Source organism: Henriciella marina DSM 19595 (assembly GCF_000376805.1).
Classification (GTDB): domain Bacteria; phylum Pseudomonadota; class Alphaproteobacteria; order Caulobacterales; family Hyphomonadaceae; genus Henriciella; species Henriciella marina.
Genome location: NZ_AQXT01000002.1, coordinates 2,877,239 through 2,898,613, shown reverse-complemented (window position 1 = coordinate 2,898,613; position 21,375 = coordinate 2,877,239). Strand labels below are relative to the sequence as shown.

At 61.5% G+C, this 21,375-nt stretch carries 15 protein-coding genes and 1 pseudogene; 6 read left to right on the top strand and 10 right to left on the bottom strand.

The genetic code is table 11. From position 1 onward, the window contains the following. Positions 1–4 precede the first annotated feature (4 nt). From F550_RS0114450 to F550_RS0114430, 5 genes and pseudogenes are all read right to left on the bottom strand, one after another. The gene (locus tag F550_RS0114450) at positions 5–379 is read right to left on the bottom strand and encodes a hypothetical protein (protein WP_018149288.1); all 375 of its coding nucleotides are present in this window, start codon (positions 377–379) and stop codon (positions 5–7) included. A gap of 323 nt (positions 380–702) precedes the next feature. Continuing rightward, positions 703–1,050 (bottom strand): annotated as a pseudogene (locus F550_RS0114445) (glutathione S-transferase C-terminal domain-containing protein); the annotation flags it as partial. Next, a complete protein-coding gene (locus tag F550_RS0114440; protein WP_018149286.1) occupies positions 1,046–1,477 on the bottom strand; it encodes a hypothetical protein in 432 nt (143 codons plus the stop codon). The pseudogene F550_RS0114445 and the gene F550_RS0114440, both read right to left, overlap by 5 nt. A gap of 3 nt (positions 1,478–1,480) precedes the next feature. Then, entirely contained in the window at positions 1,481–2,347 is an 867-nt protein-coding gene (yghU, locus tag F550_RS0114435) for a glutathione-dependent disulfide-bond oxidoreductase (RefSeq protein WP_018149285.1), read from the bottom strand. Positions 2,348–2,451: 104 nt separating this feature from the next. Next, positions 2,452–3,300, bottom strand: coding sequence for a Rossmann-fold NAD(P)-binding domain-containing protein (locus F550_RS0114430; protein ID WP_018149284.1), 849 nt, complete (start codon positions 3,298–3,300; stop codon positions 2,452–2,454). A gap of 64 nt (positions 3,301–3,364) precedes the next feature. On the opposite strand from F550_RS0114430, the gene F550_RS17995 reads away from it, so the two are divergent. Both F550_RS17995 and F550_RS0114420 read left to right on the top strand, forming a co-directional pair. Then, positions 3,365–4,018: a tetratricopeptide repeat protein gene (locus tag F550_RS17995; protein ID WP_018149283.1), complete on the top strand. Its 654-nt coding sequence runs from the start codon at positions 3,365–3,367 to the stop codon at positions 4,016–4,018. A 53-nt stretch (positions 4,019–4,071) separates the two neighbouring features. Then, positions 4,072–4,761, top strand: a complete 690-nt coding sequence (locus F550_RS0114420) for a hypothetical protein (protein WP_026180804.1) — start codon at positions 4,072–4,074, stop codon at positions 4,759–4,761. Between the two features lie 12 nt (positions 4,762–4,773). Here the strand turns inward: F550_RS0114420 and mtgA are convergent, their stop codons facing one another. Genes mtgA through F550_RS0114405 form a run of 3 tightly spaced genes read right to left on the bottom strand, consistent with a single transcriptional unit; the run spans position 4,774 to position 7,283 of the window. After that, positions 4,774–5,481 carry a monofunctional biosynthetic peptidoglycan transglycosylase gene (mtgA, locus tag F550_RS0114415; RefSeq protein WP_026180803.1) on the bottom strand — a complete coding sequence of 236 codons (708 nt, stop codon included), beginning with the start codon at positions 5,479–5,481 and terminating at the stop codon, positions 4,774–4,776. Beyond that, positions 5,478–6,608, bottom strand: a complete 1,131-nt coding sequence (gene queG / locus F550_RS0114410; protein WP_018149281.1) for a tRNA epoxyqueuosine(34) reductase QueG — start codon at positions 6,606–6,608, stop codon at positions 5,478–5,480. The genes mtgA and queG overlap by 4 nt, the downstream gene beginning before the upstream one ends. Beyond that, on the bottom strand, positions 6,609–7,283 hold the full coding sequence (locus F550_RS0114405) for a glutathione S-transferase family protein (RefSeq protein WP_040501163.1): 675 nt from the start codon (positions 7,281–7,283) through the stop codon (positions 6,609–6,611). It lies immediately after the preceding gene. 115 nt (positions 7,284–7,398) lie between these two features. On the opposite strand from F550_RS0114405, the gene F550_RS17990 reads away from it, so the two are divergent. Both F550_RS17990 and F550_RS0114395 read left to right on the top strand, forming a co-directional pair. Then, complete coding sequence (locus tag F550_RS17990; protein ID WP_018149279.1) at positions 7,399–10,134, top strand: M1 family metallopeptidase; 2,736 nt, start codon at positions 7,399–7,401, stop codon at positions 10,132–10,134. Between the two features lie 95 nt (positions 10,135–10,229). Further along, positions 10,230–14,984, top strand: coding sequence for an NAD-glutamate dehydrogenase (locus tag F550_RS0114395; RefSeq protein WP_018149278.1), 4,755 nt, complete (start codon positions 10,230–10,232; stop codon positions 14,982–14,984). 173 nt (positions 14,985–15,157) lie between these two features. Here F550_RS0114395 and F550_RS0114390 read toward each other — a convergent pair whose 3' ends face one another. Further along, positions 15,158–16,279 (bottom strand): AI-2E family transporter, encoded by a 1,122-nt coding sequence (locus tag F550_RS0114390; RefSeq protein ID WP_018149277.1) that lies wholly within the window; start codon positions 16,277–16,279, stop codon positions 15,158–15,160. Beyond that, positions 16,276–16,560 carry a YrhK family protein gene (locus F550_RS0114385; protein ID WP_018149276.1) on the bottom strand — a complete coding sequence of 95 codons (285 nt, stop codon included), beginning with the start codon at positions 16,558–16,560 and terminating at the stop codon, positions 16,276–16,278. Before F550_RS0114385 ends, F550_RS0114390 begins: the two co-directional genes overlap by 4 nt. Positions 16,561–16,827: 267 nt before the next feature. Here F550_RS0114385 and F550_RS0114380 point away from each other — a divergent pair, with 267 nt between their 5' ends. Then, positions 16,828–18,333: a helicase HerA-like domain-containing protein gene (locus F550_RS0114380; RefSeq protein ID WP_018149275.1), complete on the top strand. Its 1,506-nt coding sequence runs from the start codon at positions 16,828–16,830 to the stop codon at positions 18,331–18,333. 126 nt (positions 18,334–18,459) lie between these two features. Further along, entirely contained in the window at positions 18,460–21,297 is a 2,838-nt protein-coding gene (locus F550_RS0114375; protein WP_018149274.1) for a TonB-dependent receptor, read from the top strand. The last annotated feature ends 78 nt before the right edge of the window (positions 21,298–21,375 follow it).

Sequence of the window (21,375 nt, the reverse complement as noted above, 5' to 3'; positions counted from 1 at the left end):
CGTGTCATGGCGGGGCGAGGGTCTGGTGCAGGGAGGGCGCCTGGATAGTGCACTCATGGTGTCTGGGCGGTGTTTCTGCGGTGTCGCAGGTGAAGAACGCGCCGAGCACGCCGAGGTCGATCGGCAGGAGACGCGTCCAGGGCGTGTAATCGAAACCCTCGCCAAGCGGGCAGCGCGCCAGACGCTCGGCCGCGCTGTCGCCGATATGGTCGATGACGATCGTGCCATTGCGAAAGACCCGGTAGCCGAGACCACGGCGTCCCTCTTCCCGGCAATGCGTGATGGTTGCCCAGAGGCGGGCGAGATTCAGCCATAGCACCGGCCAGCAAAGGACGGGCACGAAGGCGTGATATCGCTGAAGCTCATGGCGGGAGATCATGGGCCAAGTTTAGGGGCGCGCATGATGGCGGGGGATGGATTTGATTTGTCCTACCGGATAGGGACGGCTTCCCGTGAGGGTTTGAGCGGAAGCGCGCACGACCTTGTGGTTCGACTTCGCTCACCATGTCCGCCTCTTTGCGTGCGCCGGATAAGGCGGCGTATCACGCTAGTCCCCACCCCAACCCTCCCCAGAGGGGAGGGGGCGAAGACGGAGGCGTTTGCTTTCAGGATTTATGGGACCACGAGGGCGTCGGGGCAGACGTTGAAACCGTGTGGGACGCCATCCCCCTCCCCGCTCTGCGGGGAGGGTTGGGGTGGGGCCTATTCCGCCGCGTCCACCTTGTCCTGCGTCTTGGTGTCGAAGTCGCTGGCGTCGTGGCGTTCGCGGAGCTGGCTGGAGGGGTCGCCGAAGGTTCGGTTGACCATGCGGCCGCGTTGGACGGCAGCGCGCTCGGCGAGCTGATCGGTCCAGCGGATGACGTTCTTGTATTCGTGGACCTGCAGGAATTCGCCCGCCTCATAGACAATGCCTTTGACCAGCGCGCCATACCAAGGCCAGATCGCCATGTCGGCGATGGAGTATTCGTCGCCTGCCATATATTCGCGGTCGGCAAGGTTGCGGTCGAGCACGTCGAGCTGGCGCTTCACTTCCATAACGAACTGCCTAATCGGAGATCTGGAATGCGAGCCAACTTTCATCCAGACGGCAGCTTATCGCTCCATTGGAAAGTGCATCTGCCGCTGCGATCGCGGCGGCGTCACACTCTCGAAAAAGCTGATTACCCGGAGCCTGATAGTCCGCCGGATCAATCGAGCGGGCATAAACCAATCCCACCGTGCGACCGCCGATTGAAAGCCCGTACGTCTTCAAGGTGAAAACGATCCGATCAGCGCCGCCATCCCCGCCCTTATAAATATCTACATATTCGAAGCTGAGGCCATCGATATCCTCGGCATCGACCCGCTGAAAAGCGACCTCGGCAAGCGATGGAGCGTGTTGCTCATAGGTCTCGATCGCCTCTTCAAGCCCGTACGGCCTGCCACATGAGGCAAGGACTGTCGCCCCCAGCAGCAGGCCAATAGATCGAGACCGCACGCGCTACCCTTCGACCTTGTCCTGCGTCTTCGTATCGAAGTCGCTGGCCTCGTGGCGTTCGCGGAGCTGAGAACTCGGGTCGCCGAAGGTTCGGTTGACCATGCGGCCGCGTTGGACAGCATCGCGCTCGGCGAGCTGGTCAGTCCAGCGGATGACGTGCTTGTATTCGTGGACCTGCAGGAACTCGCCGGCATCATAGACAATGCCTTTCACCAGCGCGCCATACCAGGGCCAGATCGCCATGTCGGCGATGGAGTATTCGTCGCCTGCCATATATTCGCGGTCGGCGAGGTTGCGGTCGAGCACGTCGAGCTGGCGCTTCACTTCCATGGCGAAGCGATTGATCGGATACTCATATTTCTCTGGCGCATAGGCGTAGAAATGGCCGAAACCGCCGCCGAGATAGGGCGCCGAGCCCATCTGCCACATCAGCCAGTTGATCGCTTCGGTGCGCTTGTGATGGTCGCTCGGCAGGAAGGCGCCGAACTTTTCAGCCAGATAGATGAGGATCGATCCGCTTTCGAAGACGCGGGTGACCGGGTCCGTCGTATGGTCGGCCATGACCGGGATCTTGGAGTTCGGGTTGAGGTCGACATAGCCGGAACTGAACTGGTCGCCCTCACCGATATTGATCAGCCAGGCGTCGTATTCGGCGCCCGTGTGACCGGCGGCCAGAAGCTCTTCCAGCATGATGGTGACTTTGACGCCGTTTGGCGTGCCGAGCGAATAGAGCTGGATCGGGTGCTTGCCGATGGGCAGCTCTTTATCATGGGTCGGACCGGCGATGGGCCGGTTGATCTTGGCAAAGCGGCCACCGCTTTCAGTATCCCAGGTCCAGACTTTCGGGGGGGTGTAGGTCGGATCGCTCATGAGGGGTCAGTCCTTGCTTGCTGCGCTTTGTCTTGCACACTGAGGTAAGGACGACCAATCACCAATCAATTCCACGGCCCCAAGATTAATCGGCCTGTTCAGTTTTACTGAGCCTTGAAGATCGCCGTGAGGCCCTCTCGATAGGTCGGGTATTGAGGGCGCCAGCCCGTGGCGGCTTTCAGCTTCGCATTGGGCACGCGCTTGCATTCGGAATAGAAGCTGCGCGCCATGGCGCTGGCGTCCGCCTCGTCCAGCGTGACGTGTTCGGGCCGCGCCACGCCAATGAGGTCTGCGGCAAAATCCATGACGGTTTCAGGCGGTGCCGGTTCATCGTCGCAGAGATTGAAGACGCCGGAAAGGTGCGGGCGCGTCAGCAGGGCATAGAGGCCTGAGGCGAGGTCTTCGAGGTGGATGCGCGAGAAGACCTGGCCCGGCTTTACCATCTGCTCTGTCTTGCCAGACTGCAGCCGCTCTATCTGCGAGCGGCCCGGCCCGTATATGCCCGGCAGGCGGATCATGCGGGCATCTGGGCGCACGCCCATCCACTGGGCTTCGGCATCGCCGCGTTTTCGTCCCCGGTCCGAGCCGGGATTGGCTGGCAGCCATTCAAACGCCCATCCGCCATCAAGGTCGCCGTAGACCCCGGTGGTCGAGAGGTAGGTGACCGAGGCCGCCTCTCCGGCATGCTGGCCCGCCAACGCAAAGCCGGGGCAGCCGGTATCGCCGGGCGGTGTCGAGATGAGGAAGTGGCTGTCTTTGCTGGCATGCGCGATGGCGGCGGCGTCATCTGTCCGGACAGGCTCAATGCCTTCGTCGCGAAGGCCAGCGGACTTGTCGGCGCTGCGGGCGGTGCCGAAAATCGCCCAGCCGCCATGTGCCTTGCAGACATTTGCCAGCTGGCGGGCCGAATAACCGGGGCCGATCAGGAAGAGTTTGCGTGAAGCAACTGTCATTTGCGCACCTTGAGCCGGCCTATTACTCCGGCACTACAGTAGATTTCGGGGACCGGATTCCAAATTGTCAGCCTATATTGCTCTCCTGCTCGCCGCGATTCCTGTCTCACAGTCAGCAAGCGCTGATATTGTGCGCGCCGAACGCGCCCGCCTCAATGACTGTATCGAACTCTCACGCGAAGAGCCTGAGACCGCGCTTGAGGACAGTCTGCGCTGGATCGGCGAAGGCGCGCGCCCGGCGGCACGTTACTGCAATGCGATGGCACTGATCGGGCTTGGCGAATACCGCGAGGCGGCAGCCCGTCTGGAAGAGCTCGCCAATGCGCCGGATGCAGGCAGCCTTGGCGACCGGGCGACCTATCTGGCGCAGGCCGGCAATGCCTGGCTGGTCGCGGGATATCCGGATGCGGCCATCATTGCCCTGACCAATGCGCTGAAGCTCTCGCCAGACGACCCGGCCATTCTCACGGACCGGGCGGCGGCCTATCTCGGCACCGACCAGTATGAGGCGGCGATTGCCGATCTCGATGCCGCGCTGGTGCTGGCGAACACGGTCGACGCGCTGCAGATGCGGGCGCAGGCCTATCTGGAGACAGATGACCTCCCGGCTGCCGAGATGGATGTGAACCGGGCGCTGCTGCTTGATCCGGAAGATATCAACACGCTGGTCCTGCGCGGGCATATCCGTGAGGCCAAGCGGCTGGCACGCGAGGACTGAGCGGTTTGGGCGCTGTCTCGCCATGGCATGTGGTGAGACGCAGCTGGCCGGTCTTGGCCTCTATCGGCGTGAATGGCGCGCTTGTCGCCTTGTTGTTGAGCCTGCCGCATAAGGCTCCCGGCCCAGACAATGATCCCCGTGCCATCATCCCCGTGACGCTGGTCGACCTGCCGCCAAGACCCGAGCCTGAGCCGGAAGAAGAAGAACAGGCGCCGGAAGAGGACCCTCCACCCCAGGCTGAGCGGGCACGGGCGCAAACGCCGCCTGCACCTTCTGGCGCACCTTCCCCGGACGACAGTGCCACCATCCAGTCGCCCATTATTGCCCGGCCAGATGAGGCTGTGGACGCAGACCAGATGGCGGGGAGCGGACCGGGCGTCCCGGAGCTGGACCTGCCGGTCTTTGCAGATCGCGAAGAACGAGCGCAAGGCGCTCTGCGGGCCTTTCGTTGCAGCAGGCTTGGCCGGGACCGGCCGGCCTGGTGCGATGACACGCCAGATGCGGTCCCCGGGCCTGCCCGTGCAGGCTTTGCAGACACGCCGGACATGGCCGCGAAGGCGTTTGCGGACTTCCAGATCGAAGCAATGGACCCGAAGGTGAAGGAAATCCTTGCAGAGGGGTGCGGGCCGTCGCGCGGGGTCATCCGGGACGCGGTCAGCGAAGATACATCCTATCAGCGGCAGGGCGCGCATGCGGCTGTCGGCATGCTGTCCGAGGCCAGCCGGAAGGCCGAGTGCAATTGAGCCGGTGAGCCCCTATGGGGCCAGCACGCAGTCTGCGAGGCCATCGCCGGCGACAACGCGGATCCGCGACTGCAGCGTGCCGGCGCGGCCGCTGACATAGTTGCCGGGCGGGTCGAGGCGCCATTCGTGCGGGTTGGGAAGAACCGCGGCCAGCAAGGCCGCTTCGCGCTCGGTGAGGTCGCTGGCATGCTTGCCGAAACGCACGCGCGCGGCGGCTTCTGCGCCAAAGATGCCGTCGCCCCATTCGATCGTGTTGAGGTATTGCTCCATCACGCGGCGCTTGCCCCAGACGGCGTCGGTGAAAAGCGCGAACCATGCCTCGCCGCCCTTGCGTACGAAGCCGCCGCCATTCCAGAAGAAAGTGTTCTTGGCGGTCTGCTGGGTGATGGTGGAGGCGCCGCGTTGCGAGCGGCCCTCGCGGCGCTCTTCGATGGCCTGATTCACCGCTTCGAAGTCGATCCCGTCATGGGTGCAGAAGCGGGTGTCTTCAGCGGCGATCACTGCACGCACGAGAATGGGCGAGATGTCTTCCAGCGGGACGATGACACGGCGGAAATTCTCCCCGCCAATCGTCCGCTGCATCATCAATATGGTGCCGGGCACGGGCACCCATTTGAGGGAGAAGGCATAGACGTGCACGAGCACAAACAGCGCCAGCAAGACTTTCAGGATGCGGAGCGCCCATCGCAGAACCGGGCCGCGGTCTTTGCTCTCACTCATGCCGGTGTCTCGTTCCATTCAGCGCTCACTTGCTCATCTGTTTCGCCTGCGAGGCGCTGCGCCTTTTCTGCGTCAAACCGGGCCTTATCAAGGCGGGATAGTGCCCAAACAGCTGCGGCGCGCACAATCGCATCGCCGTCATCAAGGTGGGGGATCACCGAGCCTTCGACCAGTGACGGATCAGCGCTGTTCCCGATCGCTATAAGCACATTGCGGAGCATCCGGTTCCGGCCTGTGCGCTTTATGGGTGAGCCTGTGAACACCTCCCGGAAAGCGGCGTCATCGAGCGCGGCCAGCTCTGCAAGCTCAGGCAGCTTGAGCTCAGGCCGGGCCCAGAGCTTCTGTTCGGCAGAGCGGCTGGCAAACTTGTTCCAGGGACAGATGGCGAGGCAGTCATCGCAGCCATAGATGCGGTTGCCCATGGCGGCGCGAAACTCGTGCGGGATATGGCCTGAATACTCAATCGTCAGATAGGAGATGCAGCGGCGCGCATCGAGCTGATAGGGCGCGGTGATGGCCTGCGTCGGGCAGATGTCGATACAGGCGCGGCAGGAGCCGCAATGGTCGACTTCCGGGGCATCGGGCTCGAGCTCTGCCGCTGTCAGGATCGAGCCGAGGAAGAGCCAGTTGCCGAACTCACGGCTGAGAAGGTTGGTGTGCTTGCCCTGCCAGCCGAGCCCTGCCCTGGCGGCGAGCGGCTTTTCCATCAGCGGGGCGGTATCGACGAAGACCTTCACTTCGGCGCCGGACTTTTCGGCGAAGGCGCGGGCGAGCTGTTTCAGCCGTTTCTTGATGAGATCGTGATAGTCGGCGCCTCGCGCATAGACCGAGATATTGCCGTGCGTGGTCTCCTTGAGAGCTTCGAGGGGGTCGGTATCGGGCCCGTAATTGACCGACAGCATGATCGCAGAGCGCGCATCGGCCCACATGTTCGTGGGATGCTTGCGCCGCTCCAGCGTTGCTTCCATCCACGTCATCTCGCCATGGCGGCCTGCCTCGACCCAGTCTCCCAGCCGCTCGCCGTTTTCCCAGCTCTCATCGGCGCGGGTGATCCGGCAGTCTGAAAAGCCAAGGTCCAGCGCGGCCTGCTTCAGCCAGTCTTCAAGGGGCTCGGCAGGCGCAGCCATCTAGAAATCGAGATCGGCGTAATGGCGCGGCGGGCGCGTTCCTTCCACCTTGTCGGCCAGAAGCGGACGGAAAGAGGGGCGCGATTTCATGCGGGCGTACCATTGCTTGAGGTCTGGCGTCAGGTCCCACGGCACGTCGCCGAAATAGTCATAGGCCGAGAGGTGCGCGGCGATGGAGAGGTCAGCGAGGCTGAGCGTGCGGCCCGCCATATAGGGGCGCATGCCGGCAAGGCCCTCAAGGAAGGCGATCTTGCTTTTAAGGGCATGGATACCCTCGCGAAGGCGCGCGGTGTCGGACTGTTTCGAGCGCCGGACCCACTGGTTTTCGCGCTCTGCCAGAAGCGTGCGGTTGACCTCACCGAAGGAGGTTTCGCTCCACTGCCAGAGACGGCGCACTTCGGCCCGGTCCTTGGCCAAAAACGGCATGAGGCGCGGGCCAGCCTCCAGCCCTTCAAGGTATTCAAGGATGGCGTGCGTGCCGGACGCGGTAATCTTCTGCTCGCCGGACGTGTCCATCAAGACGGGAAGCTCGGTGCCCGGCGGCAGGTCAGGCAGCTCAGCAATCGGGGCGCCGGGACGGCAGGTGCGAAGGTCCGTCTCGGCGCGCTTTTCATCCAGCGCCAGACGCACGGTTCTGCCCCCTGGATCAAGCGGCCAGTGCCAGAGACGTTTCATGAAGCTTCCTTTCTGGATACGTTCATTCCAGTTCAGACCTTTTCCCGGCAACGAGTTTGCGCGATGAGTGCCCGCATTACCTAGGTCAATTCATTTGCTGCCCGGAGACTTATGCATGTCGCTTAACAGGTTCAAAACATCCATCCTAGCAACCGCTGCCAGCCTTGCGCTTCTGGCAGGCTGCGGACCCAATGATGCGGGCGAAGCAGATGTCGCCCAGTCTGCTGAAAATGAACCCGTAAGTCTTGAGACACCGCCTGCCGGACAGTTGCCCGATGGCGTCACACCGACGGCCTATCGGCTGGACCTCGTCACTGACCCGGCCGCCGACAGCTTTTCCGGCACCGCCGAAATCGACATCCGCCTGAGCGCGCCGCACGACCGCATCTGGCTGCATTCGCTTGAGCAGACGATTGAAAGCGCAACTGTTCGGCTTGAGGATGGCACCGAGATCGAGGGGACGTTCGAAGGCGCGCTGGCTGATGGCGGGGTTTCCAAGATCGATTTCGCCGAGACCGTTCCAGAGGGCAAGGCGACGCTCGTCATCGAGTATACCGCGCCTTACAATAAGGGTCTCGCAGGCCTCTACAAGGCGACCCAGAATGACCGCCCATATCTTGCGACGCAGATGGAGCCAATCGATGCGCGCCGCATGTTCCCAGGCTTCGATGAGCCACGCTTCAAGACGCCCTGGACGCTGACCGTTACCGTGCCGACCGGCAATCAGGTGATTGCAAACGCGCCGCTGACCGGCACCACCCAGCTCGACAATGGCATGGTGAAGCACTCCTTTGCCGCAACGCGCCAGATCCAGTCCTATCTCGTCGCGCTGGCCGTTGGCCCGTATGACATGCGCGAAGGCGCGCCGCTGCCGGCCAATTCCATCCGCGCCAAGCAGGTGCCGTTCCGTGGCTTTGCCCCGGCGGGCAAAGGCGACCAGCTTAAAGTGGCGATGGATATCACCGACGAGATGGTGGACCAGCAGGAAACCTATTTCGACTATCCCTACCCCTACGCGAAACTCGACATCATCGCGGTGCCGGACTTTGCCTATGGCGCAATGGAGAATGCGGGCGCGATCATCTACCGCGAAGCCGCGCTGCTGGTGTCTGACCGCACGTCGATCGACCGCCGCCGCGGCATCCTGACGACGCACGCCCATGAGCTTGCCCACCAGTGGTTCGGCAATCTGGTGACGCCGGAATGGTGGAACGACATCTGGCTCAACGAGGCCTTTGCCACCTGGATGAGCTACAAGACGATGGACGAGATCTATCCAGACCAGGGCTATGACCGCGCGCCGCAGCGCCGCGGCCTTGCCGCCATGGGCTCAGACAGCCTGAAAAATGCGCGTCAGATCCGTAACCCGATCGAGCGCAATGCCGACATCAATGACGCCTTTGACGGGATCACCTATTCCAAGGGCGGCCATGTCCTGGCGATGTTCGAATCCTATCTTGGTGCCGAAGAATTTCGCGAAGGCATGCGTCTTCACATGAAGCGCTTCGAAGACGATGCCGCCAATGTCGACGACTTCATGCAATCGCTGGCCGATGGCAGCGGCGATACCGGCGTCGTCGAGAGCTTCCGGTCCTTCATCTTCCAGCCAGGCATTCCGTATCTCAATGTCGAGGCAACCTGCAGTGAGGACGAGACCGGCCTGATCACGGTCAGCCAGCAGCGTTACGCGCCGCTCGGCTCCGAGATCAATCCGGATGGCCAGACCTGGCAAGTCCCATTTGCGATGCGTGTGTCCGGCCCTGCGGGCGACGAGGTCGTGCGCGAAATGCTGACAGACACCGTCACAGAGTTCCCGCTGGAAACGGGTTGCGCCGACTGGGTCATGCCGAACGCGACGGGCGGCTATTGGCGCTTCACCACGTCGACCGAAAACTGGGACGCGCTGATCGAGAATTTCGATGTCCTGTCCGCGGCCGAGCAGCTTTCCCTTCTCGATAGTGTCACGGCGGCCTTCCGCGCAGGCGATGCGCCGGCGTCGGCCGTCCTGAGAGCGCTGGAGGCAGGCGCGACGGCGGAGTGGGACGTTGCAAGCGCCTCCATCTCCAGGGCGACGGGATATTATTCGAGCCTGCCCGAGGAAGATCGCAGCGCCATGAGCGACTGGGCTGAAGCCACTTACCGCCCGGTCTATGACGCCCTGAAAGCGCGCGAAGATGATCTCGATCAGGGCGAAACCCTGCTCCTCAACGATCTCTATGGCGGCCTGCTCGAAATGGGCGACATGGAAGACGAGCGCGCCGCGCTCGCCGAAAGGGCTGCCGCCTTTGTCGGCGTCGAGGGCGAGCCTGACCCGTCCGCCGTCTCGCCTGAAGAATTCGCCGCAGCCATGAAGTATGGCACGCAAATGGGCGGCGAGGACTTCTACGAGGCCGCGCTGGATTATGCCCGCACCACCGATGCCCAGCGTGAACGCCGTATCGTGCTGGCCGTCCTTGCGCAGAATGTCGACGAAGCTCAGCTGGAAGCGCTTTATGAGGAGATGAGCGGCGAAGACTGGCAGGGTCAGGAAGCCTGGTCGGTCATGCAGCAATCGCTGAACAATGAAGCCAACCGCGACAAGGCCTGGGCGCTTTATCAGGCAAGCTTCAGCGACGTGATTGCGCGCACCCCGGAAATCCGCAAGGCGCAGACAGCTGGCGCGGTCGCGTCATTCTGCGAAGCCGACAAGATTGCCGAAAGCCGCGATTTCTTCACTGCCAACAGCGATGCAATCCCCGGCTATGAGCGCTCTCTTGCCCAGGCAGAAGAAGCGGCAAACCTCTGCGCGGCCTTCCGTAGCGAGAAGGTTGGCGAACTGACGGCTGCGCTTTCCGGCGAAACCGAAGAGTAACGACCTTTCTCCTTCGCACCTGCAGCGTGCGAAGGAGACTGGCCCCCGCCTTTCGGGACAGATAGAAGCGGCTATAGCCAAGCAGGAGCTTCGACATGTCGGATGCCGGTCATAGCGACACCTCAGCCATCGGCGATGTGCGGCTGAAAGATATCCTGCAGAATTTCAGGGACACTGCTGAGACAGAGCATCTGGACTTCCTGTCCGATGAGGACATCGAAGCCCAGGCGGCAAGTATTGCAGAGCTCGCGGCGACCTATTCCGGCGACACGGCAGGTATCAGGGTGCGCGACGGGCGCGGCGATGATGGCCGCCTGACAGGTACAAGCGTGCTTGAAACGGTCACGCGGGACATGCCTTTCCTGGTCGATTCCCTGCTGGGGCTCTGCGCCGAGCAGGCCTTTGAAGTGCGCGCCCTCTTCCATCCCATTATTAGCACCAGCGAAGGCGTCCGCCTGTCGCTGATCCAGATACATGTGCCCGCTCTCAGCGCGGCCGAATGCAAGGCGTTAAAGGATGGCGCAGAGGCGACCCTGCGCGATGTTGCCATGGCCGTTGCCGATTTCGGCCCAATGCAGACGCGGATGCAGACCGAGATCGACCGGCTGACCAATGATGCGGCGAGTTCCACAGAGACCTTCAAGGAAGCGGTCGCTTTCCTGAACTGGCTGGCCGACGAGCATTTCGTTTTTCTGGGCGTGCGCGACTACCGCTTCGAGACCGCAGATGACGGCACGGTACTGCCGGAAGAGCCGATCATGGTGGAGGGCTCCAACCTTGGCCTGTTGCGCGACGAGGATCGTAACGTGTTGCGGCGCGGCGCCGAGCCGCTGATGCTGACGCCGGCAATCGGCGTCTTCCTTTCAGAGCCCAATCCGATCATTGTTGCGAAATCGACGCTCACCTCGCGCGTCCATCGCCGCGCCCTCTGTGACTATGTCGGGGTCAAACATCTCGACGCTGACGGCAATGTCGTCGGTGAAACACGGTTTCTCGGACTGTATACAGCCGAAGCCTATAATCAGAGCGTCCAGGACATTCCGCTCGTGCGAAAGCGCGTCGACCGCGTCCTGGAAGCCACGGGCGCGATTGAAGGCAGCCACGACTTCAAGGCGCTTTCCAATATCCTGGAAACCTGGCCGCGTGACGAGCTTTTGCAGGCCGATGCCGACACGCTCATTCCGCTGCTTCAGGGCGCGCTGCACCTGGTCGGGCGGCCGAGAACGCGCCTGTTTGTGCGCCGGGACCGGTTCAACCGTTTTGTCTCCGTGCTCGTCTACGTCGCGCGGGACGCCTATGATTCCGCCGTTCGTGAGCGCATCAGCAGCTATATTACCGAGGCCTTCAAGGGGCGGCTCATCTCCTTCCAGCCACGCTTTGATGCCTCGCCGCTGGCGCGTGTCCACCTGCTCATCGAACTGCCCGACGGGTCGGTGCAGCCCGACCTGACAGCGCTCGAGGCCGATGTCACGGCCATCGCGCGGACCTGGGACGATGCTTTCCGCGAGGCTTTGACCGAACTTGGCCTGCCCGATGATACGTTCGAGAAAGCCAATGCGTTTCGCGGCGGCTTCAATGCCGCCTACAGGGAGGCGTTTGCCCCGCGCGAAGCGCTGACCGATGTCGAGGCGATCCGCGATCTCGCCCCTCAGCGTCCCATCCGCCTGCGGGCCTTCCGCCCGGATGGCGCGGGCGATCACGAAATTTCGGCCAAGATCTACTCACGCAGCGGCGCGATTGCCCTTTCCGACTGTGTGCCGGTCTTCGAGAATATGGGCCTCTTCGTCGATTTCGAGACCGGCTATCCGGTCAGACCAGAGACCAAACCCTCAGCAGATAGCCCGGACACATACTGGATCCATTCGCTCAAGATGCGCAGCGGTGACGCCTCGGCGCTCGACATCGAAGAAGTGGCCGCGCGTTTCGAAGAGGCGTTCGTCGCTATCTGGGACGGGCGGGCCGAGAATGACCGGTTCAACGGTCTCATCTTTACAGCTGGCTCAAGCTGGCGGGAAGCGGCGCTCCTTCGCACGCTCTGCGCCTATCGCCACCAGTCGGGGATGGACCCGGCGCGCAGCACGCAGATCGAGGCCCTACAGCGCCACCCTGGCCTGACCCGCGCCCTGCTCGACCTCTTCGAAATCCGGTTTGACCCCACGACGGCGGAGGATCTGAAAACCCGCTCGAAGAAGGCCGAGAGCAAGCGCCTCGATATCGAAGCACGCCTGAATGAGGTGTCTTCCCTGGATGAGGACCGCGTGATCCGCCGCATCACGCGCCTGATCATGGCGATCCAGCGGACCAATTTCTGGCAGCGCCGCCCCGATGGTACGCCGCATCCATTCGTCAGCTTCAAGATCGCCAGCCAGGAAATTTCGGACCTTCCGGCACCAAAGCCTTTCCGCGAGATTTTCATGGCGAGCCCGGAGGTCGAAGGGGTTCATTGCCGCTTTGGCAAAGTGGCGCGCGGCGGGCTTCGCTGGTCTGACCGGCGCGACGATTACCGCACAGAAGTGCTCGGCCTCGTCAAAGCCCAACAGGTCAAGAATGCGGTCATCGTGCCTGTGGGCTCGAAGGGCGGGTTCTTTCCGAAAACGCCGACGGCCGGGGCGAGCCGCGAAGAGGTTCGCGATATCGGCATTTCGGCCTATCGGACCTTTATCAACTCCCTCCTGGACCTCACCGACAATCTCATCGATGGCGATGTGCACGAGCCGGCGAACACCGTCGTCTGGGACGGCGATGACCCGTACCTGGTCGTGGCCGCCGACAAGGGCACAGCGACCTTCTCTGATATCGCCAACGAGATCAGCCTCGAACATGGTTTCTGGCTGGGCGATGCGTTCGCCTCTGGTGGGTCTGCTGGCTATGACCACAAGAAGATGGGCATTACCGCGCGCGGCGCATGGGAAGCGGTCAAGCGCCACTTCCGCGAAATGGGCAAGGACATCCAGACCGAGCCGTTCACCGTCATCGGCTGCGGCGACATGTCGGGCGACGTCTTCGGCAATGGCATGCTGCTATCGAAGCAGATCCGCCTGACGGCGGCTTTCAACCACATGCACATCTTCATCGACCCGGACCCGCAGGACACAGAGCGCCTCTGGGAAGAGCGCAAGCGCATGTTCGACCTGCCGCGCTCATCCTGGATGGACTATGACCAATCCCTGATTTCAGAAGGCGGCGGCATCTTCGAGCGCAGCGCGAAATCTATTGCGCTGAGCGATCCGATGAAAAAGATAACGGGCCTGAAATCGGATACAGCGACACCTGACGAGCTGATCCATGCCCTGCTGAAAAGCGACTGCGAGCTGCTCTGGTTCGGCGGGATCGGCACGTATGTGAAATCCTCGCAGGAAACACAGGGCGATGCTGGCGACCGGGCGAACGACACGATCCGCGTCAATGGCAGGGAATTGAAAGCCCGCGTCATTGGCGAGGGCGCAAACCTTGGCCTGACACAGGCAGGCAGAATCGAGTTTGCCCAGCATGGGGGACGTATCAATACCGACGCCATCGACAATTCAGCCGGCGTCGACAGCTCTGACCATGAGGTCAATATCAAGATCCTCTGCTCTGAAGCGATGCGGCGTGGCACCCTGCCGAGTGGCCAGCGCAACCATCTGCTGGCGGAGATGACCGATGATGTCGCCGCGCATGTGCTGGCGCATAACTATTCCCAGACCGGCGCGCTGACGCTGGCTGAGTCGACGGCTGCCCGGGACCATCAGGCCAATGAAAGGCTGATGGGCTATCTGGAAGGGCGCGATGAGCTGGACCGGCAGGTCGAAGGCCTTCCGGCGACATCGGAAATGACCGAGCGGGCCCAGAACAAGCAGTGGCTGACCCGGCCAGAGCTTGCGGTCCTCATGGCCTGGTCGAAAATCACGCTCTTCGATGACATCGTTGCCTCAGACGTGCCGGATGATCCTTATTTCTGGCAGACGCTGGAAGGGTACTTCCCGGCCGCACTGCACAAATATGAAGACGCCATGGAGGCGCACCGGCTTCGCCGTGAAATCATCGCAACGGTGCTCGCCAACCGGCTGGTCGATGCCGGCGGGCCGCTCATGCTGTTGCGGCTTCGCGAACGCACAGGCGCGTCAAATGCACATATTTGCCGCGCATTCGAAACCGCCGCCACCCTGCTCGGCCTGCCAAACTATCGCGAGGACATCCACAGGCTGGACAACAAGGTCCGCGCCAGCCTGCAAACCGAGCTTCAACAGCTTGGCGCAGAAGCCGTCGCCGACACGGCCGCCGCCCTCCTCCGCAGCGCGCCTGATCTTAAAGTGCAGGATGCCGTCGAGAGATATAGCGGTGTCTTCGGATCACTGGAGAGCGCCCTCGAAACCTCGCTTGAGGGGTTCGAGGCCCAGCAGTTCCGCAAGCGCGTCACCGCGCTCACCAATGCCGGGCTGGAGCGGGACTTTGCGGCCACAGCAGCCGCCATGCCGCTTCGCCCTGTCGGTGTGGAGCTGCAGATACTTACAACGGGCGCGGCCACATCAACCGACGAGGCCCTCAGCGCGTACATGAAACTCGGAGATACGCTGAAGCTCGACAGGCTGCGCCACGATGCGATGAACGGTATCGACGCAGCGAACTATTGGGAGCGTCTTGCGACCCGCAGGCTGGTCGAGGACCTTCGCCGCCATCAGGCACAGGCGACGGCAGATGCGCTTGTCGCTGGCGGCGTCGATCCATGGCTGAAGGAGCGCGACAGTGACCGGCGCGCCCTGGTGCAGCAACTGAATACGCTGTCATCGGCGAATGCGAGCTTTGCGCAGTTCACCCTCGCGGCCGACGCTGTGAGAGGCTTCATGTCGGGGTCGGCAAAAAGCGAATAGCGCCTAAATACAAACGGGCCCGCCAGACGGGGACGTGTCCAGCGGGCCCTACAGGCCACTCCGCAGGCTGGGTGGGGGGACGCACGCGGAGGCCTGATTGTATTGGAAAGCACTTACACACGCTTCCCCATTTCGGACCCCGTATATGTGACCCAGCCGGGGTTTCGCCAAGCTCAGTCAGCAGTGGCGCCTGCAGAATTTTGTCCAAGAGTTTCGGGGTCCCCCGTAAGCGCACCGCCGGGGTCTCCATCTGCTGACAACAACACCGAAATCCACCTGGTGGTTGCCGACTGTGCGCATAAAATCATTATGAGAACTGTTAATGGCGCCGACAGGAACATGCCGGGTATGCCCCAGATGGCGCCCCAGATTGCAAGTGACAACAAGACGACCAGCGCGGAAATGTTCAGCGATTCGCCCATGATGCGGGGCTGAACGAAATTCCCGATCATGAATTGCCAGAAGCTGACAGCGGTAAAGACAATCACCGCAAAGATGTAGGTGTCCTGCGCGCCGCCGGGAATCCAGCCCGGAATCTCGGGCTGCACAAGGGCAAACAGCGTCGGCACGAATGCGGCGACGATAGAGCCGATGGTCGGGATATAATTGAGAACAAAAATGAGCCCTGAGAGAAAGATTGCATTCTCCACCCCAAGCGCGACCAGCGTGATGTAGGTCAATACCGTGATCATCACGGAGATGACCGTCTGGGTCCAAAGATAGGTCTCGATGCCCCGGCGCGCGGCACGGCCGATTTCGCTGACCTGGTCGCGGCGCACCTCATCCTTGAAAATCCGGTCCAGCTTCGGCGTCCAGGCGCTTTGGGCAAGGAAAAGGAAAGCGACGTAGATCAGGATAATGACGAGATCACCCGAAAGATCGCCCATCGCCCCTGCAATCGTCGCAAAGAAGCGCTGCCCCCGCTCATCGAACAGGATCTCGGTGAGAGTCGGCGCCGGCCCCATATTCACGACATTATAGACGTCACTGATCAGCGAGTTGATCTTCTCTTCATACTCGCCAGCCTGATCGCTGAACTGCGCGACGCCTTGCGCCAGCAGGCCGATAAAGAGGCCGAACCCGCCAAGCACGCCCAGGACGGCCACGGCCCGGCTGGCGCCTTCAGACATGAAACTGACGCGTTCCTTTATCAGCCGCTGAAAGCCTTCCATGACCAGAAAAAGGAAAACTGCGAGCGCGAAGGGTGCAAGGATCGCTCGGCCCAGATAAAGAAGCGCAATGATCACGCCAATGGCGATGATCCATATGCCGACAATCCCGGATCGCATCGTCATGACTGGGAATTTCCTCCGGCGTCGCCAGCAGGCGACAGACGCGCCATGTGGAAGTCACGCGCGACGTGGATGCAAGGCCTGACCGCAAAGAAAACCGAGCCGATCAGGAAAAGCCATGTTCCTATAGTCTGTGTCTTCTCGCTGAAGAAGAGGGCCGAGCCAATGATGAAGGCAAAGGCGGCAAGCGCGTCGATGCCATCGTAGAGCTTCTGATAATTTCCATAAACCTGACCGTGTTTGTCGGTGTCGAAATTCATCCAGCTTCGCGACTGTCTGCTCATCTCGGTCTCCTTTCAACGGCTCAATGTCTCGTCAGGAGATTGCTATACTGACAGCCGAAATCAATTGTCGAAGCGGCTTCACTCAAAGCCGCCCAAGAACAAATTGTGCGTCAATCTGATCTTGAGCAACGACCACCGGAATCCTTAACCGTTCATTGGATGACAGTCTCACGCCCTGCGCTCCTTATAGAGTTAGGGACTAAACCCTTGGCCGCCCGGCCCATTTGCGTCTAGCTTCGCCGCGGGAACAGCGATGGAGCGCGTGGGATGAGTAACGGTATTTACCTCGGCGGCGGCGGCGGCGCGCAGAACGAAGCCCAGGCGCTTCTCCTGAAGCAGGCCAACCGCCACGGCATCATTGCGGGCGCCACCGGAACAGGCAAGACCGTCACGCTGCAGATCATGGCTGAAGGCTTTTCCAAGCAGGGCGTGCCGGTCTTTTGCGCTGACGTGAAGGGCGACCTTTCCGGCATCGCCAAGTCTGGCAGTGAGACATTCAAGCTGCACGAGGCCTTTGCCTCCCGCGCGGCCAAGATCGGCTTTGAAGACTATACCTATCACGATGTCCCGGCCGTCTTCTGGGATGTGTTCGGTGAAAAAGGGCACGCGGTCCGCTCAACCATTGCTGAAATGGGGCCAACGCTTCTGGCCCGGCTGATGAACCTCAGCGAGACACAGGAAGGTGTGCTGACAGTGGCGTTCGAATACGCCGATGATGAGAACCTCCTGCTTCTCGACCTCAAGGATCTGCAGAAGCTGCTTATCCATCTGGGCGACAAGGAGGTGCGCAATGAGGTGTCGCTCCGCTATGGCAATGTCGCATCGGCTTCGCTCAGCGCCATCCAGCGCCGCCTGTTGCAGCTTGAGCGCGAGGGCGCCGAACAGTTCTTCGGCGAGCCGGCGCTGGACCTCGGCCACCTCATGCGGACCGCCGATGATGGCCGCGGCATCGTCAACGTGCTCGACGCGACCCGGCTCATCAATTCGCCAAAGCTCTATTCGACATTTCTGCTCTGGCTTCTCTCAGAGCTGTTCGAACAGCTTCCCGAAATCGGTGACCCCGACAAGCCGAAGCTCGTTTTCTTCTTCGATGAGGCGCACCTTCTCTTCAAGGACGCGCCCAAAGCGCTCATCGAGAAAATCGAACAGGTTGTGCGGCTTATCCGCTCCAAGGGGGTCGGCATCTATTTCGTGACGCAGAACCCGCGCGACCTGCCCGACAGCGTGCTGGCCCAGCTGGGCAACCGCATCCAGCATGCCCTTCGCGCCTATACGCCGACCGAGCGAAAAGGCGTGCGGGCAGCAGCAGAAAGCTTCCGCCCGAACCCGGCATTCGATACCGGAGAGGTGATTACCCAGCTTGGCACTGGCGAGGCGCTTGTCTCGACCCTTGATGCGAAATCCACCCCGGGCATCGTCCAGCGCACCCTGATACGTCCACCTTCGTCTCAGCTTGGCCCGATTAGCGCAGATGAGCGCGCCGGCATCATGTCGGCCAGCCCGGTCGCCCGCCAATATGACAAGCCGGCAGACAGGGAGTCAGCCTACGAAATCCTGCTCGCCAAGGAACAGGCTGCCGCCGAAGAAGCCGAACGCCTCGCAGAGCAGGAAGAAGAGGCCAAGCGCGAGATCGAGAAGAAGAAGACGCGGCGACGCTCATCGGGGCGCCAGTCGGTCGGCGAAGCCGCGGTCAAAACAGCGACCCGCACGATTGCCCGCGATGTCGCACGCTATGTCCTGCGCGGCATTCTCGGCAGCATGAAACGGCGTTGAGACCTCTTCGTCTGCTCGGTGTCACACAGGCGTCGCGAGAGCGTTACCGTTCTGATACGAAACCGTCGCTGAACTGACGCGGAAGACTGTTACCCGCCCACTCTTGTTCAAGAGGGGTGTTTTGATATGAAATTCCGGTACAGCAAGCTTGTGACGACGGCCTTGATCAGCGCGGGGGTCGCGCAGCTCGCCGCCGCCGATATCGTGCGCGGCCAGGTCACCGACGCGACGGGCGAAGCGCCGCTCGAAGGTGCTATAGTCCGCATCGAAGGCCTCAATCGTTCAACCACCACCGACCGGTATGGCGACTATCGCTTCACCAATATTCCGGCTGGCGAGTATGCACTTTCGGTCAGCTATATCGGCGCAGAGCCGGTGACGGAGACGGTCAGCGTCCTCAATGACACCGAGCTCGACATCCAGCTTGGCAGCGATGTGCGCTATCTCGACAACATTCTCGTCGTTGGGTCTGCGGCAGCCCAGGCCGGCGCCATCAACCAGCAGCGCGCATCTAACGCGATCATCAATGTCATCGACTCCGATGGTCTCGGCAACTTCCCGGACACGACGGTGGCAGACTCGCTGGCGCGGGTGCCGGGCCTCTCGATCGAGAGCGACCAGGGCGAAGGCCGATATGTGTCCATTCGCGGGATCAATACCGACCTCATTGCCGCATCGATCAATGGCGTGCGCACCCCATCGCCTGAAGACCGCCGCGGCGTCCTGCTCGATGGTGTGCCGTCCGACCTGCTTGACGGTATCGAGGTCCAGAAATCGCTGACCCCGGATGTCGACGCAGACAGCCTTGGCGGCGTCATCAACCTCACCACCATTTCCGCCTTCGACCGCGATGGACGCTTCGTCCGGGCAAAGCTCGAAGGCGCCTATAACGAGATTTCGCAGGAGCTCTCTCCAAAGGCCACGCTGACCTATTCCGACGTATTCGGAGACAGGCTCGGCGTTGCCGTGTCGCTGAACTATCAGGACCTGCGCATCGAAACTCACAACAATGAGGCCGACGAGTGGAGCCAGCTCTCGAATGGCGACTACTATCTCAGCGATGGCTATGAGCATCGCTGGTACGGTCTCAACCGCGAGCGTATGGGCATCGTCGCCAATTTCGACTGGCGCCTCAATGAGACGACAGACCTCTATCTGCGCACCCTGTTCAACAATTATGAAGACGATGAGGTTCGCAACGTCCTCCAGTTCCGCGACCTGGGCGATATCGCCGATGAGGATGCCAATGGCGACGATGTCGTTGCCGACGGCTCACAGGTCACGCGCTTCACAGCCTCCCTGCCGCTCAATGAGATGGGCGCAGAGGTGCGTGTTCGCCGCGAAGTGCGCCAGATCCAGACCATTGCCCTTGGTGGCCAGACGTTCTGGGGCGACTGGGATACCGATTATGAGGTCTCCTACGCCTATGCCGAGGAAGACGACAGCGACAATCATGACGCGGCCTTCCGCTATGAAGACATCCAGGACGATGTGCCCGAGAACGCGACCATCGATTTCTCCACGCCCGAACGTGCTGTCTGGTCAGGCGCGGCCATTCTCGACGCGATCTATGACCCGGCGAACTACAATCTCGACGCCTATGAGCGTGAGTTCACGGTCAATGAGGACACCGAGTTCTCAGGCAAATTCAATATCGCCCGCCAGAGCCTGCTTGGCGACACGCCAGTCACCTGGAAAGCGGGTGTAAAAGTGCGTGACCGCGAGAAGATCCGCGATGTGAATGTGCTGGTCTATGAAGACAGCTCGATCAACCTCGCCGGTTTTGCGCGCAGCAGCGTCATCGAAAATTGGCGCCTCGGTAACCAGCAGCCGACCTGGCCGGATCCGGACCTTACGCGCGAGCTGCGTAATTTTTTCGGTCCAGCCGATCTCGATGAGGAAGGCAGCTTCTTCGATAGCAATGGTGAAGACTACAAGATCGATGAGCATATCCTGGCCGGCTATGGCATGGGCACGTTCGATCTCGGCCGTCTGACCCTTGTCGCAGGTGTCCGTGTCGAGCAGTCCAATGTCGATCTGGAAGGCCGTGTCGTGATCGAGGATGAGCTGACAGCGACGACCACGCGCTTTAGCAATGAGTACACAAACGTCCTGCCGAGCGTGAATGCCAAATACGAGTTCACCGACACGCTGATCGGGCGCGCGGCCTATTACAGCGCCGTCGTTCGTCCGGCCTTCGGCGAGATGGCGCCCTTCTTCTTCATCAATGACGACCGCGACGAGGCAGAGATCGGCAATCCCAATCTCGACGCGCTTGAAGCCGACAATTTCGATCTCGCCATCGAATTCTACCCGACCAAGCTCTCAGTCCTGTCCGCGGGCGTCTTCTACAAGGACATCTCCAACGCGATCTTCCCGGCGACCTTTGATATCGGTGACGTCCCCGGCAATATCGACCTGTCGGGCATCCCGGCCGAATTCCTCAATGGCGACGATACCGATGGCGGCGAGATCGAGGAAGTTTCGACCTTCATCAATGTCGGCTCCAGCGAGCTTTACGGTGTGGAGTTCAACTATGTTCAGGACCTCGGCGATCTCTCTGGCGCGCTCGGCGGCTTTCTTGTCTCGGCAAACCTGACGCTGACCGAAAGCGACGCGACGCTGCCCGACGGCCGCGATGTGCGTTTCCTCAAACAGTCCGACATGATCTGGAACGTCGCGCTCGGTTATGACAAGGGCCCATGGGACCTGCGCGTGTCGGCCAATTATCGCGGCAACTATCTCGATGAGCTGGTGGACGCCAATCTTGACCGGACAACCGATGACCGGCTTCTCGTCGAGGCGTCAGCCAAGTATGATGTGAACGACAATCTCCAGATCTATCTGGAGGGCAAGAACCTCACCGATGAGCCGGAATACTATTATTTCGGCGACGAGCGCCGCCTGTCGCAATATGACGAGTTCGGCACCACGGTCGTCTTCGGCGCCCGGCTGACCTACTAATTTCTGGCGATGCCAGTGGGCGGGCCGGAGCGCATATGCGTGTCCGGCCCACCATTTTTGAAACGCTACACTTCAGGA